The following is a 15674-nucleotide window of genomic DNA, read 5'->3' as shown; positions in this document are numbered from 1 at the left end:
GCCCAGCCCGGTGCCCGGATCGGCATCCCAGGCTTCCAGGCGATTGAGCAGCACGTAGCTCTTGATCGAGTTGTCATGCACCGGATGCGCGTGTTCCGGCGCGATGGCCGCCTTGCGATCCGCGTCCGTCACCGCGGGTATCGGGGTGCGCGGCTGCGTTGGCACTGCAGGCCCGTGTCCCATCTGACTGTGGTCCATGCCCTGCATCGACTGTGTCTGCGCTTTGGGCGTTGCGGGCGTGCTCGGAGGCGCGCCGTGCCCCATCTTGGAATGGTCCATCCCCTGCATCGCAGGCGTGGCCGTACTAGAGGTGTCGGCTGCAGCGGGCTGTGCCATCTGACTGTGATCCATGCCCTGCATCGACTGCGCCTGTGCTGTGGGCGCCGCAGGTGTGCTCGCGGGCGAGACGTGCCCCATTTGCGAATGGTCCATGCCCTGCATGGCAGGCTCGGCTGCTTTAGCCTGCGGCGCGGCGTGGCCCATCGTCGCATGATCGATCGTCGCTTCGCTCGGCTTGGCCGGTGTTGCAGGCTTTTGGGCTGGCGCAGGTTTTGATGTCGGCGCCTGTTGTGCAGAGTGATCCTGAGTCTGGGTCTGCGCGCCCTGCTCCATCGGCATGGAGCCGTGCTGCATGGATTGGGCGCTGGCCGCATTGGCCAGGGCCAGCGAGATAGCCAGCGTCAGCGCAGTCAGGGTGGTATCGCGTCTATTGATGTTCATTCGTCGACCCTCACCGTGCGCATCATTCCGGCTTCCATGTGATAAAGCAGGTGGCAATGGAACGCCCAGCTGCCCAACGCATCGGCACGCACGCGATACGTGCGTCGGCTACCCGGCGGCATATCCACCGTGTGCTTGCGCACCATGAAGTTGCCGTTGTCGTCCTCCACGTCACTCCACATGCCGTGCAAATGGATGGGATGGGTCATCATCGTGTCGTTAACCAATACGATGCGCATACGCTCGCCGTAGTTCAGCCGCAGCGGCTTGACATCGGAGAACTTCTGACCGTTGAAGCCCCAGGAGAATTTCTCCATATGTCCGGTCAGATGCAGCTCGATCTCGCGACCGGGGTCGCGTCCGTCAGGGTCTTCAAAGGTGCTCTTGAGCATGGAATACGTCAGTACATGACGGCCGTTATCGCGCAGGCCATTACCCGGATCATCCAAGCGCGAACTCACGCTCATGGCCTGGTTGTCCAACAGGGGATTGTTGGTCTCGCTGGCAGGGTGTGATTGCATGCCCCCGTGCTGCATGCCTGCCATGGCACCATCGCCGGCGGCGGGCATCGCATGGCCTGCATGGGCCGAGGTCGCGTTACCGCTGGCAGGTGGGGTCATGCCAGGCATGCCCATGGCCGCACCACAGCCGCCTTCCATGCCCTTGCTGCCGCCAGACATATCCATCGATCCATGATCCATGCCCATGTCTGCCATCGTCAGCAGCGGCCGGGGATCCACAGACGGAACGGGCGCGCGTAATCCTTCGCGCACGGCGAGCGTGCCGCTGACGTAGCCGGTGCGACCGGAGTCTTGGGCAAAGATGGTGAATGCGTCCTGCCCGGAGGGCTCCACGATCACATCGAAGGTTTCTGCTACCGCGATGCGGAACTCGTCGACGGAAACCGGATGGACATACAAGCCATCTGCTGCCACCACGGTCATCTTTAGCCCCGGAATACGCACATCGAAGTACGTCATGGCAGAGCCATTGATGAAACGCAGGCGCACCTTCTCGCCACTGCGGAACAAACCGGTCCAGTTGCCCAGCGAGGTCGTGCCGTTCATCAGGTAGGTGTAGGTGTTGGCGTTGACGTCGGACAGATCCGTGGGCGTCATCCGCATCACGCCCCACATCTTGCGATCTTCCAACGTGGCCGACAGGCCGTTGCGCTTCACATCGCGCGCAAAATCGCCGACCGTGCGCTTGTAGTAATTGTCATGGCCCGGCATCTTCTTCAAACGATCGAACAGGGCCGTCGGGTCCAGGTCTGTCCAATCGCTCAGCATCACGACGTAGTCGCGATCGAAGCTGAAGGGCTCCGGCTCCAATGGGTCGATGATGATCGGGCCATAGAGCCCGGCTTGTTCCTGGAACCCCGAGTGGCTGTGGTACCAGTAGGTGCCGCCCTGATGCAGGGTGAACCGGTAGTGGTAGGTCTCACCACGTCCGATACCGTCAAAGCTCAGGCCCGGCACGCCGTCCATGTTGGCCGGCAAAATGATGCCGTGCCAATGGATGGAGGTGTCCGCGCCATGGAGGGAGTTAGCGGGCAATGCATTGGAGACACGCAGGTTGACCGTGGTGCCTTCCCGCCAACGCAGCAACGGCGCCGGAACGGACCCATTGACGGTGATCGCGGTGCGGGTCTTGCCGGTGAAGTTCATCGGCGTCTCGCCGATGGTTAGGTCAAACTCGGTGCCCGATAGTACGTTGGGTTGTCCCGGGCCCTTGAGCGCCCAACTGGCTTTGGGCCAGAAACCTAATCCTGCGACTGCGCCTCCCAAGGCCAAGCCCTGGACAAATCGCCGCCGCGAAGGTAGCAGCGGCGGTCCACCGTGTGGACCACGAAAATCATCATGCGACATGAAAATGCTCCAAGCGTCGTGTTGCCACCGGCGGGCGGTGGTACAGAGCGGGCGGCTGGCCTATAAATAGGCATGCAAGCCACACCAACGGCGCCATTGCGGCGCTTAGGGACGCTTAGCCGATCGGTGGTCGGATCAGATGAGGCAAGGCAGGTGCCGCATGCCCTAGGGGCAGCGGCATGACATCCAGGCCCAAGGCCAGTTGCACCGAAACATGCAGGCGCGCCGGAAGTGCGCTCGCGCACGCGTGTACGCAGGCGCACCGGCACGCAGAAGACTTGCAACAGTCGGGACCGGCATGGTCGCCATGCCCAGTGCCAGCCCTTTCAATCGAGGTGGCATCGGGATGATTCTCAGCACTGTGATGGGCGACGCAGTCTTCGTCGCCTTGCACCGCGGCAGCCACTTCGCTGGCCTGCGCTTCCATGGCCGGGTTCATACTGATCGACGCAAATGCCGACCACGCGCCGTTAAGCACGAGCATGACGATCAGGAGCAGTCGCAGTAGAAGTGAGGAGGCTGACACGGGCGACATTGTAAATCACTTTAGACAAGGCGCGTGTGTATCGGTCGTGAACAAAATCTCAAGTAGGCCTGAGATGCCGCCACTTGTCAGTCGCACTAGTCACGGCCACTGCAGCTCCCTCCAGGAGCGCCCAATGGGCGGGTTGAGGCGAAGGGTTGCCCATAGGGCTAGCGCTTGTTCGGTTTACTTCTCGGGTGTGGCCTCGATCAGCTTCACCAACTCCCGCTTCTGCTGCTTGCTTAGCGAGCCCCAGCGCAGGAGCAACTTGGCCAGCAGATCATCGTCGGTGTAAAGGAAGGCGGCGGGGATCCCCAACGCTTGGGCCAACCGCTCAGCAGTCTCCAGCTTGGGCTCGTGCTTGCCACGTTCGTACTGGTTGACTCGGGGGCTGGCCACGTAAGGATCCAGACCGGCCCGGATGCCCAACTCCTTCTGCGACAAACCCGTGTGCAGGCGGGCTTGTTGGAGGCGTCGAGCGAAGGTCGGTGTTGAGTCGACGGACAAAGTCACGCGCACCCCCCATGGAAACCCCATAAGGATGGCGGATGTGGGGTTAAGCCGAGATACGTGCAAAAATGCCCCCCAGAATTTTTTTTTCTTCCGTGAAATCATTTGGTTGCCGGATTTTTGTTGGTACCTGAACTGTCGGCGCGATCGGGCCGCAACTGCGCCAGCAACTGCTCCAAGGTGTCCTGGCGCACACCGGCACGCAACGCTTCGGCCTCGGCTTGTTCACGCCGTTCTCGCTCCTTGGCCAAGTCGGCGTGAGCATTGGCCAGCTTGACCCGTGCGCTCTCCAACGCTTGGGCGTCCTGGGTCCAGCGTGCCAGCAAGGCCTGGTACTCCGCAGCCGTAAGCCGCAGCGCGTCCAGCTCCTTCCGCTGGTCGTCCGCAGCTTGCCGCACCTGCGCCAGTTCCCTCTCTAGGCGGCTGTGGCGTTCCAGCCACTGCCCGTTGTCGCGGTTGAGCTGAACCAGTTCGTGGTTCTTGGCGGTCAGCGCCTCGTTGGCCTGGCGCAGCGCGACCTGCAGTTCCTGCACCTGGTGCTCGTGGCGGCGCTGTTCCTGTTCGCGTTGGTCCTTGACCGAGGTGCGGTAGTGCTCCAACGCCTCGCGAGCATGCTGGTGCTTCTGCTCCAGCGACTGGGCATGCGCCTCGTGCTCCGCCAGCCGCGCGGTCAGTCCCGCGATCCGTTCGCCGAGCTGCGCGACCTCGGTGACCCGTTCGGCCAAGGCCTGCTGGGCTGCGGCGTGGGTCGTCTTTTCTTCGCGTAAGGCAGTTTCAATGCGCTGAAGCTGCGCGCTCAGCGTGGACGCCTCCTGCTGGGTGCGTTCCAGCGCCTCGCTACGCTCCTGCAAGTGCGCTTCGAAGCGCTGCCGGGCCTCGGCGATTACAGCCTCGGCCTCCTCGTGTAGGCGACCGGCAAGCCGACCGACCAGGTCCTGTAGCGCGTCGCTGACCGCGACCTTGGCGCCAAGGCCTTGCCCTTCATCTTCTTCCAGCTCCTTCAGGTAGCGGTGAATGGTTGTCTTGGAGCCGGTGTTGCCCAGCGCCACCCGCACCGCGTCCACCGACGGGTGTTTGCCCTGTGCCCGCAGCGCATCGCGGGCCTTCTGGATGTCGCTCTTGTACAAGCCGCCGCGTGCCATCGCACTCTCCGACTATTTCGTAATGTATTACATACCACGTAATTACATACCAATCAAGTTACACTACTCGCCGAGTACGGGTCGTATCTAAAGGCGGGATAATATTGAATTATCCCGCGTAACCAGCGTTTCGGCCATTTCAAGTCGTCAAAACAGTACGAAACCGCCCAAGGCTGGCGATCCCTGGGTAGTTTGGCCCAGAGCGGAAAGGAGGCCAGCCGGGGTGCAAGCAGGCGCCGCCACCGAACTCGTTGGCCATCAAAGGACTGTGCATGCCGATCGAACGTATCGTCATCGACAATTTCAAGTCGTTTCGCCATCTGGACCTGCCCCTCAACGCCCACATGAACCTGGTGGTGGGCGACAACGAGGTCGGTAAGTCCGCCCTGCTGGAGGCCATCCACGTGGTGGTCACCGGGCAACTGCATGGGCGCAATCTCGCCTACGAGCTCACGCCCTACCTGTTCCACCAGCCCGCGGTGCAGGAATATCTGGCGACCCTTGCTGCAGGCACGCCGGCTTCGCCGCCACGGATCTCCATCGAAGCCTATCTGGGCGCAGATGTCGCGCTGGCGTCGTTGCGCGGCACCAACAACTCCCTGCGCTTGGATACCGCCGGCATCCGGCTGCTGGTCGAGCTCAACGACGACTACCGCGAGGAGTTCAACGCCTACCTGCAGCAGCACCAGGGTGCGGTCAGCCTGCCGGTGGAGTACTACACGGTGCGCTGGTATTCCTTCGCCAACAATGGCGTCACCGCTCGCAGCATTCCGTTCGATTCGACCATCATCGACACTCACGGCATCAAGACCTTGTCCGGTGCCGATCGCTATATCGCCGGCATCATCGATCAGGCACTGACGCCTGCGCAGCGCGTCTCGCTGTCGTTGAGCTTCCGCCGCATGCGGCAGAGTTTTTCCGAAGAGGCGGACGTGGCGGCCATCAATGCGTACCTGACCGAGCACACCGGGGACATCAGCCACCGGGCGCTGACGGTGGGTGTGGACACATCGCCGCGCTCAACATGGGAAACCAGCTTGTCACCTTACCTGGATGAGCTCCCGTTCACCCAGGCCGGCAAGGGTGAGCAAAGCGCGGTGAAGATGAAGCTGGCGATGCACGCGGCCGGCGCTGCCCACGTGCTGATGATCGAGGAGCCGGAGAACCATCTGTCCTATTCCAGCATGACCCAGCTGATCGACAAGATTGCGGCCCTCTCCACCGCCCAGCAGGTGATCATCGCCACCCACAGCAGCTTCGTGTTGAATAAGCTGGGCGTGGACAACGTGATCCTGTTCAGCGCGCAGGGCCAGATGAAGCTGGACCAGCTGCCGAGCGATACCCATGACTATTTCATGAAGCTGCCGGGCCACGACACGCTGCGATTGATCCTGGCCAAGCAGGCGATCCTGGTGGAAGGCCCTTCCGACGAGCTGATCGTGCAGCGCGCCTACAGCGACCACCATGGCGTGGCGCCGATGGCTCGCGGCGTAGACATCATTTCGGTCAAGTCGCTGGCATTCAAGCGCTTCTTGCAGATTGCAGATCGGCTGAAAATCCAGGCCAAGGTGATCACCGACAATGATGGCGATATCGCCGTTGTGCAGGAGCGCTATGCCGAACACATCAACGCGATCTATTACGATTCCGACGAAAGCGCCCCATCGCTGGAAGAGCAGCTGATCAAAGCCAACTCGCTGGCCGAACTCAATACCGTGCTGGGCAAGACGTTTGCCGATGAGGTGGCGCTGCTCAAGTACATGAAGGGCCATAAGACCGATACGGCCCTGGCGATCTTCAACAGCCCGCACTCGATCAGGTTCCCCGACTATGTCCAGCGCGCCATCACCTAACCGGGTCCTGCTTTCGGCGGCCGGCTCGGGCAAGACCACCTTGCTGGTCCGGCAGGCCCTGGAGCGGCCTGGGCGTCGCATCGCGATTGTCACCTACACGCTGGAGAATCTAGAAGAGATCCGGCGCTCGTTTGAGGTCCACGCCGGTGCGGTCCCCGTGCATGTCACTTTGCACAGCTGGTATGGCTTCCTGCTGTGCCAGTGCATCCGCCCGTACCAGGCAGCGCTTTGCCCTGAGCCTCGCATCGAGACCATCCTGTTCGTAGAAGGTGTCACCAATAACAGGGCCCCACGCACCCAGGTGGCGCGCCACTACTTGGCAGGCAACCGGATGTATTCGGACCGGGCGGCCGATTTCGCTGTGCGCTGCGATGAGCTCACCCAAGGTCAGGTCATGGCACGCCTGGCGGCCATGTACGACGAGCTCTACATCGACGAAGTTCAGGACCTCGCCGGCTTTGATCTGGATCTGGTCGAGCGGCTGTTGAAGAGCGGCATTGCCATCACGTTGGTGGGTGATACGCGGCAGGCGACGTATGCCACCAACTATGCTCAAAGGCACAGCCAGTATCGTGGACCCAATCTGGCAGCGCTGTTTCAGATTTGGGAGGCGGACGGCTTATGCCAGCTGGATCACCGCCTCATCAGCCTTCGCTGCGTCCAGGCCCTGTGCGATATGGCGGACACGCTCTATCCGCAGATGCCGCGAACCCAATCAGGCAATGGCGAGGTCACCGGGCACGATGGCATCTACCTCGTCGCTCCAGCGGATGTTGAAGCGTACATGCAGGAGTTTGCGCCCACCGTGCTCCGGCATGACCGGCGGCAAGCGTGCGACGGACTACCGGCCGTGAACTTTGGGCAGTGCAAGGGCCGCACCTACAGCCGGGTCCTCATCTTTCCGAACGGCCCGCTGACACAGTACCTGCGCACGGCAGATGCAGCGCGTATCACCGCCCCACCAAAGTACTACGTGGCCTTCACCCGGGCGCGGCAAAGCGTGGCCTTTGTGTATGCCGGCGCGTGCGCGTTGCCGGGTTATCAGCTCTATGCGCCCGCCAACGCAGACGCATAGAGCCACGGGCGATCACATTTTCTTCAAGGGCGCCGCTGTGGGCTGTGGTGGCACCGGACCCGGGTCGTTGAAGCACAGCATGACCTGATCGATGTCAAATTGATCGGCCAGCACGCGGGCGATCACCGCATGCACCAGGTCCAGGTCGACCGAGGGCGCAGCGACGGTGATGGTGGCCGCGATCGCACGACCGCGCTCTTTGGCGGGGACTAGGCGCAGGTCATCCACCGCTTTCACGCCGGGGTCGGTAAACATCGCCGTACGCACTTGTTCCAGCTCGGCTTCATTCATGTTGGCGGTGACTCCAGGGAATGTGATTGTCAGGCGGGATAGGTCTGAATCTTGCAATCAAAAAACACCGGCCTTGCCAGCAAGGTTGGTAGGCGGGGGACAGGCTCCGGCCGATGACGACTGTCGCCAGCGACCGCTGCAACCCTGAGCGCGCATCTTTGAGGCTCCGGTGGGCTTCGGGCGCATTGAAACCAGAAGTCGCCACCACGGACCTACCTCGGGGTATTGCTTCCGGCCGGTAGAAGACCTCCACAAACGTGATCTCGATGCGCCACCTCTCACAGAGCGAGACTGACGACGGGTGGTCCCATCCGCCCTTGCGTCATATTTGTCGCGCTCGCAGTTGTCAAGAATTAGCCTCCATGATTTGGATTGGTTGATCGGATCCTATTTCCTGCGAGGCTTGGACCGAAGCCCCGGTGGTCTGCGTTGCTTAATAGGTTGCTTCAATCTCCACCGGCTCCATTCACTAGTAGATCCTTCAGCTATGAAGGTGACCAGAACCCACTTCAGTAAGGGAGAGAACCCCACCTCAGCATCACGAAGCAGGTTGGCCCAATACCTTCCGACTAGGAAGGAGAATAGACTCATGGCAGTGACAGACGATGCGAACCACGGCCAACTGATGTCACTGACGTTCGCTTGGATGCCTTTCTTGTACATGTAAACTGCAAACACCAGAGCAGCGCACTGCATCGAGATCACAACCGCGGTCGGCGTCGCCCGGGCTCTGTGGAGGGCGGCGGCGAAGAGAGTCTCCGCAAACGAGAAGCCGATCAGCAATAGAGCTGCACTCAGCATCGCTGGACCGAACTCCGCAATTCCGGCGAGTGACAGCACGATTGGAAGGAATGCAAAGGGGAGTGGCTCCAAGCAGAGGGTTGGATAGAATTTCACGAACAGTGGCCATCTCTTTACCGCGACCAGAATGATGTCTTGCATCATCGCAACTACCAATGCAGCAGCCGCACTCGTTAGCGCAATCGACACCGGTATCCAAAACATCATCTCTTCTGATGCCGGCGCGAAGGGCACCATGGCCGCTGCGCCCCAAATCGCTGCGGCCAAGAACGCGCCAATTGGGAGTGCGGCTGGCTTCCACATGGTCATACTCTGATCAGAATACGTGGCCAAATAGTCAGGCGCTCAAGGTCTGCACTGACGGCTCTGCAGCCATGTCTACGCCTCACCGTCATAGGGCCTCCCTTCCCCGGGGGGGGGCATAGGCCTTGATGGCGGTATCAGTCGATACCCAACCCGCGGCAGCGTCTGGATCATCTTTTCCTCAAACGGACCATCAATGCTTCGCCGCAGGCTGGACATCTGTGATCGCAGAAGATCCCCGTCGGGCAGGTCGTCACCCCAGAGAGTGTGCTCAAGCTGCCGCCTGGTCACAGCGGCAGGACTTGCCCGCATCAGCGCTTCAAGGAGCTTCCTGCAAGCTGGGTACAGATGCAGTCGTTTTCCAGCCCGTGTGGCCTCCAACGTACTCAGGTCCAACGTGAGCTCTCCGATCAGCAGCCGCCTCCTTGTTACGCGTCCCTCCGTACGGGAAACCAACGCCTCTAGGCGAACTTCGAGCTCCGGGAGCTCAAAAGGCTTGGTCACATAGTCATCTGCACCGGAGCGGAAAGCGATGATTTTGTCCGAGAGCGCAACCTTTGCAGCCAACATCACAACAGGAACTGAAACACCGTGATTCAACCGCAGCCTTCTCAGAACCTCCGGGCCTTCCATGCGAGGAAGCATCCAATCAAGAATGACTGCGTCGTAACCATTGGACGCCGCAAAGTGAAGGCCGGCGATGCCGTCCCCGATGGTATCAAGCTGATGCCCTCGGGCCTCGAAGTAGGCCAGAATCTTCAAAGCGACTTCTCGATCGCGCTCAATCACTAGAATTCGCATGTCACGACTGACGGAAGCCAAGGAGCCTCAGCGCATTGAATACAACCAACAAGGTTGAACCTTCATGCACTGCCACAGCCGGTCCAATGCCAAGACCTAGGATGGTCGCAGGAACCAACAACGCTACGACGCCCAGGCTCACATACACGTTCTGACGGATCACCCGTTTCGTGCGTCGACTAAGCGCTACAGAGAATGCAACCTGTCTCAAATCCTCAGACATAAGCGCGACGTCGGCAGTCTCCAGCGCTACGTCCGAAGAGGCGGCACCCATTGCAATTCCGACGCTGGCACTAGCCATTGCGGGTGCGTCATTCACACCGTCGCCGACCATTGCCACTCGCTCCGTCTCCTTCAACTGACGTATTGCCTTCACCTTGTCGTCAGGCATGAGATTTCCCCATGCCTCGTTTAGACCCACGTCCGTTGCCACGGCTTGAGCTACAGTCTGGTGGTCGCCAGAGATCATGATCATTCGTTGGATGCCCAAGCGCCTTAGCTTGTCCAGGGCTTCACGCGCCTCTGGCCGGGGCGTATCCATAAGGCCGATGACACCTAGGTCGCGATCACCTAGGCGAACGGCCATCGTGGTTCTGCCGGCGTTACGGAGCTCCTCAATGGCAGACTCCGCACCCGCGGATAGAGCGCCAATGCCGTCGTTACCGAACATTTCTGCCTTTCCTATCCACACGTCAATGCCGTTCACCTTCGCCTGAACGCCTCTTCCAGCGAAGTTAGCGAGGTCTGTCGCTACCATGACCGGTCCATCGCCCAGGCGAGTATTACCATCTCGAACGATAGCTGCGGCCAAAGGGTGGTCACTTAAAGCCTCGACGGCGACGGCAACGTGAAGCAGTTCCTGCTCTGTCGTTCCCTGCATCACTTTGATGTCGGTAATTCGCGGCTTGCCTTCAGTGAGCGTTCCAGTCTTGTCGAACGCGATGGCACGGACCATGCCCAGCTCCTCCAGTGGTGCGCCACCCTTGATGAGTACGCCACCTCGCGCAGCTCGCGCAATTCCCGCTAGAACCGCGCTTGGAGTCGCGATTGCCAGTGCGCAAGGGCTTGCCGCTACAAGTACCGCCATCGCTCGATAGAAGCTGTCGCGGAATGGCTCATCGATCACGATCCATGAGAAAAGTAACAGCACGGCCAAGATCAGAACAGCGGGAACGAATACCCTCTCAAACTTGTCTGTGAAGCGCTGCGTTGGCGATTTCCTGGTTTCGGCTTCGCTCACCATCTTGACGACGCGGGCCAGTGCCGATTCGCCTGATCGACGCGTGACTTCAACCTCCAGGGCGCCGGAGCCATTGATAGTGCCGGCGAAAACACGTGACTCCATTACCACCGAATCAGGTCGATCCCGTGCTAGAGCAGCGTCATTGACTGCCAGCTTATCAACCGGGATGCTTTCCCCGGTGACAGGGGCTTGGTCAACGCTGCTAGCCCCTTTGATAACGAATCCGTCCGCCGGCATCCGGTCATTGGGACGTACGACCACCACATCTCCAGGTATCAACGATTCAACCTGGACTTCCACGACCTGCCCATTCCTCAGCACCCTGGCAGTTTCTGGGGCAAGCTTGGCGAGAGCTTCTATCGCACGTTTAGCCCGGCCCATCGCGTAGTGTTCAAGGGCGTGACCGAGACTGAAGAGGAACAGAAGCAAGGCGCCTTCGGCCCATGCGCCGAGCGCGGCTGCGCCTGCCGCTGCAACCAGCATCAGCGTATCGATCTCAAAGCGCTTCAGCTTGATGTTCCCGATCGCCTCGCCAAGCGTGAACCAGCCGCCAAAGACGTAGGCTGCTACGTAAAACGCTGTGGGGATCCAGGGCGTTTGGGTCAACCCAAGCTTTTCAATCGCAAATCCCACGATCAGGAGCAGGCCGCAAGCAAGTGAGAAGATCAGCTCACTATTGCCACCTAGCGTGCCCCCGTGGGAATGACCGGGGTCCTGTCGGTCCTTGTGATCGTGTCCTTCGTGCTGATCCTTCAAATCTCCCCTCGGACTCGGTGGCTCTTGCGCTACACCCAGCGCCTCAAGCTTCGCTCTCAGCTCCGCCTCGCCTGTCTTGGCTCTCTCGTACTCGATGCTTATGCCACCAGCTGGGCTGGTGGTGGCTTCAATGACGCCTGGTACGGCCTGCACTTGCGCCGCAATTGTCCTTGCCTTTCGTGCGTGAACGGCCGAACCAAGCTCCAAGAAAAGGTGGCCATACCGATCACCCAACTCAATGCCCACGGATGCCGCCACCTCTCGCACTCGCTGAAGCGAGACGATCTCGGGGTCGTAATGAATGCAGAGCGTTCCGAGAGCTTCGTCGCTACCCTCGCGAATGTGCACGCGCGATACTCCCTCCATGTCCTGAAGACCAGCGACCAGCCTCTGGACGCAGCTGTCGTCCCGAGAGACACCTGGGAGTATTACTGGCAGTTCGAGTTCTGTGGTCAGGTTCATTTGTTCCCTCCAACGTCATAAAAATGGAACGGGAAGTCCGGCAGGCAGATGCTCTGCCGGGCCCAAACACTCCATCATTCAGTGGACAGTTTCCGGTTGCCCTTTCGGGCCTGCCTTGGCCAAGCGTCCCGCAAATGTCGGCAGCACAAGAAGTGTTAGCACTGTTGCGGTCAACAGGCCGCCAATGACCACCGTGGCGAGAGGCTTCTGCACCTCAGCACCAGATCCACTCGCAATAGCCATTGGAATGAAGCCAACGATCGCCACCAGCGCGGTGGTCACCACCGCGCGAATTCGGCTGCCGGCACCGTTCATTGCAGCGATCAATGGACTGTCACCTGCATCAAGCCTCTCTCTGATGGCTTGCATGAGCACCAATCCATTCAGGGTCGCAACACCCGATACCGCGATGAATCCGACGGCGGCAGATACCGAGAACGGCATACCACGCACCAGCAACGCGAGAATTCCGCCAACCAGGGCCAGTGGGACGCAGGTGAACACCAGGCCCGCCTCCTTTGCGCTGCCCAATGCCATGAACAGCAGGCTGCCGATCAATAGGAAGACAATCGGAACAACTGTCATGAGTCGCTTTTCAGCCCGCTGCAAGTTCTCGAACTGACCTCCCCACGTCATGTGGGCGCCCGGCGGAAGCTGTACGTCCTTCACCGCCGCCTGGGCCTCTCCAACAAACCCGCCCAAGTCACGACCGCGAACATTTGCCTGCACCACCACACGACGGCTTCCATTGTTTCGACTGATCTGGTTCGGCCCCTCGCTGATCTCAATGCGTGCGACAGAGGAGAGCGGCACGATGCCCCCAGTTGGAGTTGCAATCGGCAGTGACGCGAGCTGATCGGGGTCATTGCGTGCATCGTCGCCGAGGCGCACAACAACATCGAACCGGCGGTCGCCCTCGAAGATCTTGCCTGCCGCAGCGCCGCCAATACCGGTTGAAAGCGCGTCGCTCACGTCCGCTGCCGTGAGGCCATACTGCGCAGCTGCAAGATGATCGATTGCCACATTGAGCGTGGGCAGGCCGGAAATCTGTTCAACACGGACATCCGCTGAGCCCTGGACATTCCTCAGCTTCAGCGCGACCTGATCGGCAACAGCTTGCAGTTGCTCGAAGTTGTCGCCGTAGATCATGACGGCCAGGTCCGTACGCACGCCTGAGATCAGCTCATTGAAGCGCAGCTCGATGGGCTGGCTGAATTCAAAGCTGTTGCCTATCTGCGAGGCGGCGATCTTCTCAAACCTTGCAATCAGATCCTCCTTGCTCAGGGAAGAGTCTGGCCACTCCTTTCTCGGTTTAAGTACGATCACACTGTCGGAGATGTTGGTCGGCATGGGGTCGATAGCTGCTTCTGCAGTACCGGTCCGCGAGAAGACCGTCACAACCTCTGGTTCAGCAGCAATGGCCTTCTCCAGCGCCAATTGCATAGCCAACGATTGCTCAAGCGACGTCGATGGCACACGCAACGCTTGCATAGCGAGATTTCCCTCATCAAGCGTTGGCATGAACTCTCGACCCAGCATCGTAAAGCCGACCACGCCCATCGCGAGCATCAAAATGGCGCCAGCGAACACTGCCTTGGGCCTACGAATCGCCGCTTGGATCGCCGGTTCAATACGGCCGCGCAGGACGCGGATGATGGCAGTCTCATGTTCTTCGTCTTGGTCGCTCTCGTGCCCCTCCTTGTTCGCGTGGAGCTTGGGCTCCCTGACCAACAGGGCAGCCATCGCCGGTACAAAGGTGAACGAGAAGATAAACGCGCCAACGAGGGCGAGCATGAAGGTGGCGGCCATCGGTTGGAACGTCTTGCCCTCCACACCTTCCAGCGTAAGGATCGGTGCGAACACCAACAGGATGATCACCTGGCCGAAGGCTGCAGGGCGCGCCATTTTCCTCGCCGAGTCGGCGGCCACACGCAGTCGCTCCATGGCATTGAGGGGTCGGCCGAGTTCCGCACGCCGCTTGCCAAGCATCAGCAGGGTGGACTCGATCACAATTACCGCGCCATCCACAAGGATGCCGAAGTCCAGCGCACCCAAACTCATGAGGTTGCCGCTGATGCCGAACTTGTTCATGCCGATAACAGCGAACAGGAACGACAGCGGAATGACCAATGCGGTGATGGCTGCCGCACGCAGGTTGCCCAGGAGCAGGAACAGCACAACTACGACCAGCAGGGCACCTTCGGTCAGGTTCTTGGCGACAGTCTTGACAGTGGAGTTAACCAGCACACTACGGTCCAGCACTGGCTCTGCGAAGATATCGGCGGGCAGAGATTCATTGACCTGTGCCAGGCGCTCAGCTGCAGCTTGAGCGACGGTGCGGCTGTTGCCGCCGGCGATCATCAGTGCCGTGCCCAGTACCGCCTCATGACCATTTCGGCTAGCTGCACCAAGCCGTGGGGCGCGCCCCATACCGACCTCGGCAACATCGGCCACCCGGATGACCACACCGTCCTTGGTGGCCACCGGCGACTGAGCCAAGTCGTCGGTCGTCAGGGCAAGGCCGTCTGCCCTAACGACCAGGCCTTCGCCCGCACGCTGGACGAAACCCGCGCCAGCCTGGACGTTGGAGCGTTCCAGTGCTTGGACCAGATCGGCCAGACCCAAGTTGTATGCCGCCAGTCGAGCGCTGTCGGGGTAGATGCCGTATTCCTTGACGTACCCACCCACCGTATCAACACCGGCCAGGCCGGGGCTGGAGCGCATCTGTGGTGCGATGATCCAGTCCTGGACAGTACGCAGGTACGTTGCGCGCTCCTGGGCGGTTCCAAGACGATCGCCCTCTGGTGTCAGGTAGACCTCACCCTCTTGCCAGCCAGCCTGGCCGGGCTTGGCCAGCTTCTTGGGGTCGAATGGCTTGAAGTCCACCGTCCACATGAGAACCTCGCCCAGCCCGGTTGTAACCGGGGAGAGCATGGGGGACACGCCCTCGGGCAGATCTCCGGCAGCCTCCCGCATCCGCTCTGCCACCTGCTGGCGGGCGAAATAGATGTCGGTCTGATCAGTGAAGATCGCGGTGACCTGAGAGAAGCCATTGCGTGATAGGGAGCGAGTGGTGTTCAGACCTGGGATGCCGGCCAAGGCCGTCTCCAGAGGATAGGTGACCTGGCGTTCAATCTGCTCCGGAGTAAGGGCAGGTGCGATGGTATTGATCTGAACCTGGCGGTTGGTGATATCTGGTACAGCATCGACTGGCAGCTTGCTCAGTTGGAACAAGCCAAAGCAGGCAATCGAAGCAGCCAGAAACACCACGAGCCAACGGAACTTGACCGCTGCTTCAATGATGATCTTGAACATGGTGTATGAGT

At 60.4% G+C, this 15674-nt stretch carries 11 protein-coding genes and 1 pseudogene; 2 read left to right on the top strand and 10 right to left on the bottom strand.

What is annotated here, in order from left to right; translation table 11 throughout:
* The 5 genes and pseudogenes from GIW57_RS14925 to GIW57_RS14905 all read right to left on the bottom strand — a co-directional run.
* Positions 1 to 720, bottom strand: a pseudogene (locus tag GIW57_RS14925) (copper resistance protein B); the annotation flags it as partial.
* Positions 717 to 2588: a copper resistance system multicopper oxidase gene (locus GIW57_RS14920; protein ID WP_017354985.1), complete on the bottom strand. Its 1872-nt coding sequence runs from the start codon at positions 2586 to 2588 to the stop codon at positions 717 to 719. The gene GIW57_RS14920 and the pseudogene GIW57_RS14925, both read right to left, overlap by 4 nt.
* 115 nt (positions 2589 to 2703) lie before the next feature.
* Positions 2704 to 3123 carry a CopL family metal-binding regulatory protein gene (locus tag GIW57_RS14915; protein WP_080354476.1) on the bottom strand — a complete coding sequence of 140 codons (420 nt, stop codon included), beginning with the start codon at positions 3121 to 3123 and terminating at the stop codon, positions 2704 to 2706.
* Positions 3124 to 3297: 174 nt separating this feature from the next.
* Entirely contained in the window at positions 3298 to 3648 is a 351-nt protein-coding gene (locus tag GIW57_RS14910) for a helix-turn-helix transcriptional regulator (protein ID WP_049404629.1), read from the bottom strand.
* Between the two features lie 74 nt (positions 3649 to 3722).
* The gene (locus GIW57_RS14905) at positions 3723 to 4763 is read right to left on the bottom strand and encodes a DNA-binding protein (protein WP_017354988.1); all 1041 of its coding nucleotides are present in this window, start codon (positions 4761 to 4763) and stop codon (positions 3723 to 3725) included.
* Positions 4764 to 5035: 272 nt separating this feature from the next.
* On the opposite strand from GIW57_RS14905, the gene GIW57_RS14900 reads away from it, so the two are divergent.
* Positions 5036 to 6616, top strand: a complete 1581-nt coding sequence (locus GIW57_RS14900; RefSeq protein ID WP_236511779.1) for an AAA family ATPase — start codon at positions 5036 to 5038, stop codon at positions 6614 to 6616.
* Positions 6594 to 7691: a UvrD-helicase domain-containing protein gene (locus GIW57_RS14895; protein WP_017354990.1), complete on the top strand. Its 1098-nt coding sequence runs from the start codon at positions 6594 to 6596 to the stop codon at positions 7689 to 7691. Before GIW57_RS14900 ends, GIW57_RS14895 begins: the two co-directional genes overlap by 23 nt.
* A gap of 12 nt (positions 7692 to 7703) precedes the next feature.
* Here the strand turns inward: GIW57_RS14895 and GIW57_RS14890 are convergent, their stop codons facing one another.
* The 5 genes from GIW57_RS14890 to GIW57_RS14870 all read right to left on the bottom strand — a co-directional run bounded on the left by GIW57_RS14890 (position 7704) and on the right by GIW57_RS14870 (position 15663).
* Positions 7704 to 7982, bottom strand: coding sequence for a hypothetical protein (locus GIW57_RS14890; protein ID WP_027080079.1), 279 nt, complete (start codon positions 7980 to 7982; stop codon positions 7704 to 7706).
* Between the two features lie 387 nt (positions 7983 to 8369).
* Positions 8370 to 9092 (bottom strand): hypothetical protein, encoded by a 723-nt coding sequence (locus GIW57_RS14885; protein WP_017354992.1) that lies wholly within the window; start codon positions 9090 to 9092, stop codon positions 8370 to 8372.
* Positions 9093 to 9161: 69 nt separating this feature from the next.
* Positions 9162 to 9887 carry a response regulator transcription factor gene (locus GIW57_RS14880; protein ID WP_051176182.1) on the bottom strand — a complete coding sequence of 242 codons (726 nt, stop codon included), beginning with the start codon at positions 9885 to 9887 and terminating at the stop codon, positions 9162 to 9164.
* Between the two features lies 1 nt (position 9888).
* Positions 9889 to 12348: a heavy metal translocating P-type ATPase gene (locus GIW57_RS14875; RefSeq protein ID WP_027080080.1), complete on the bottom strand. Its 2460-nt coding sequence runs from the start codon at positions 12346 to 12348 to the stop codon at positions 9889 to 9891.
* Positions 12349 to 12426: 78 nt separating this feature from the next.
* Complete coding sequence (locus GIW57_RS14870; protein ID WP_027080081.1) at positions 12427 to 15663, bottom strand: CusA/CzcA family heavy metal efflux RND transporter; 3237 nt, start codon at positions 15661 to 15663, stop codon at positions 12427 to 12429.
* Positions 15664 to 15674 lie beyond the last annotated feature (11 nt).

This window comes from Stenotrophomonas sp. PA-6-5C (assembly GCF_021605635.1).
Classification (GTDB): Bacteria; Pseudomonadota; Gammaproteobacteria; order Xanthomonadales; family Xanthomonadaceae; genus Stenotrophomonas; species Stenotrophomonas lactitubi.
The sequence above is the reverse complement of the archived record's forward strand: the minus strand, read 5'-3'. Positions and strand labels throughout refer to the sequence as shown.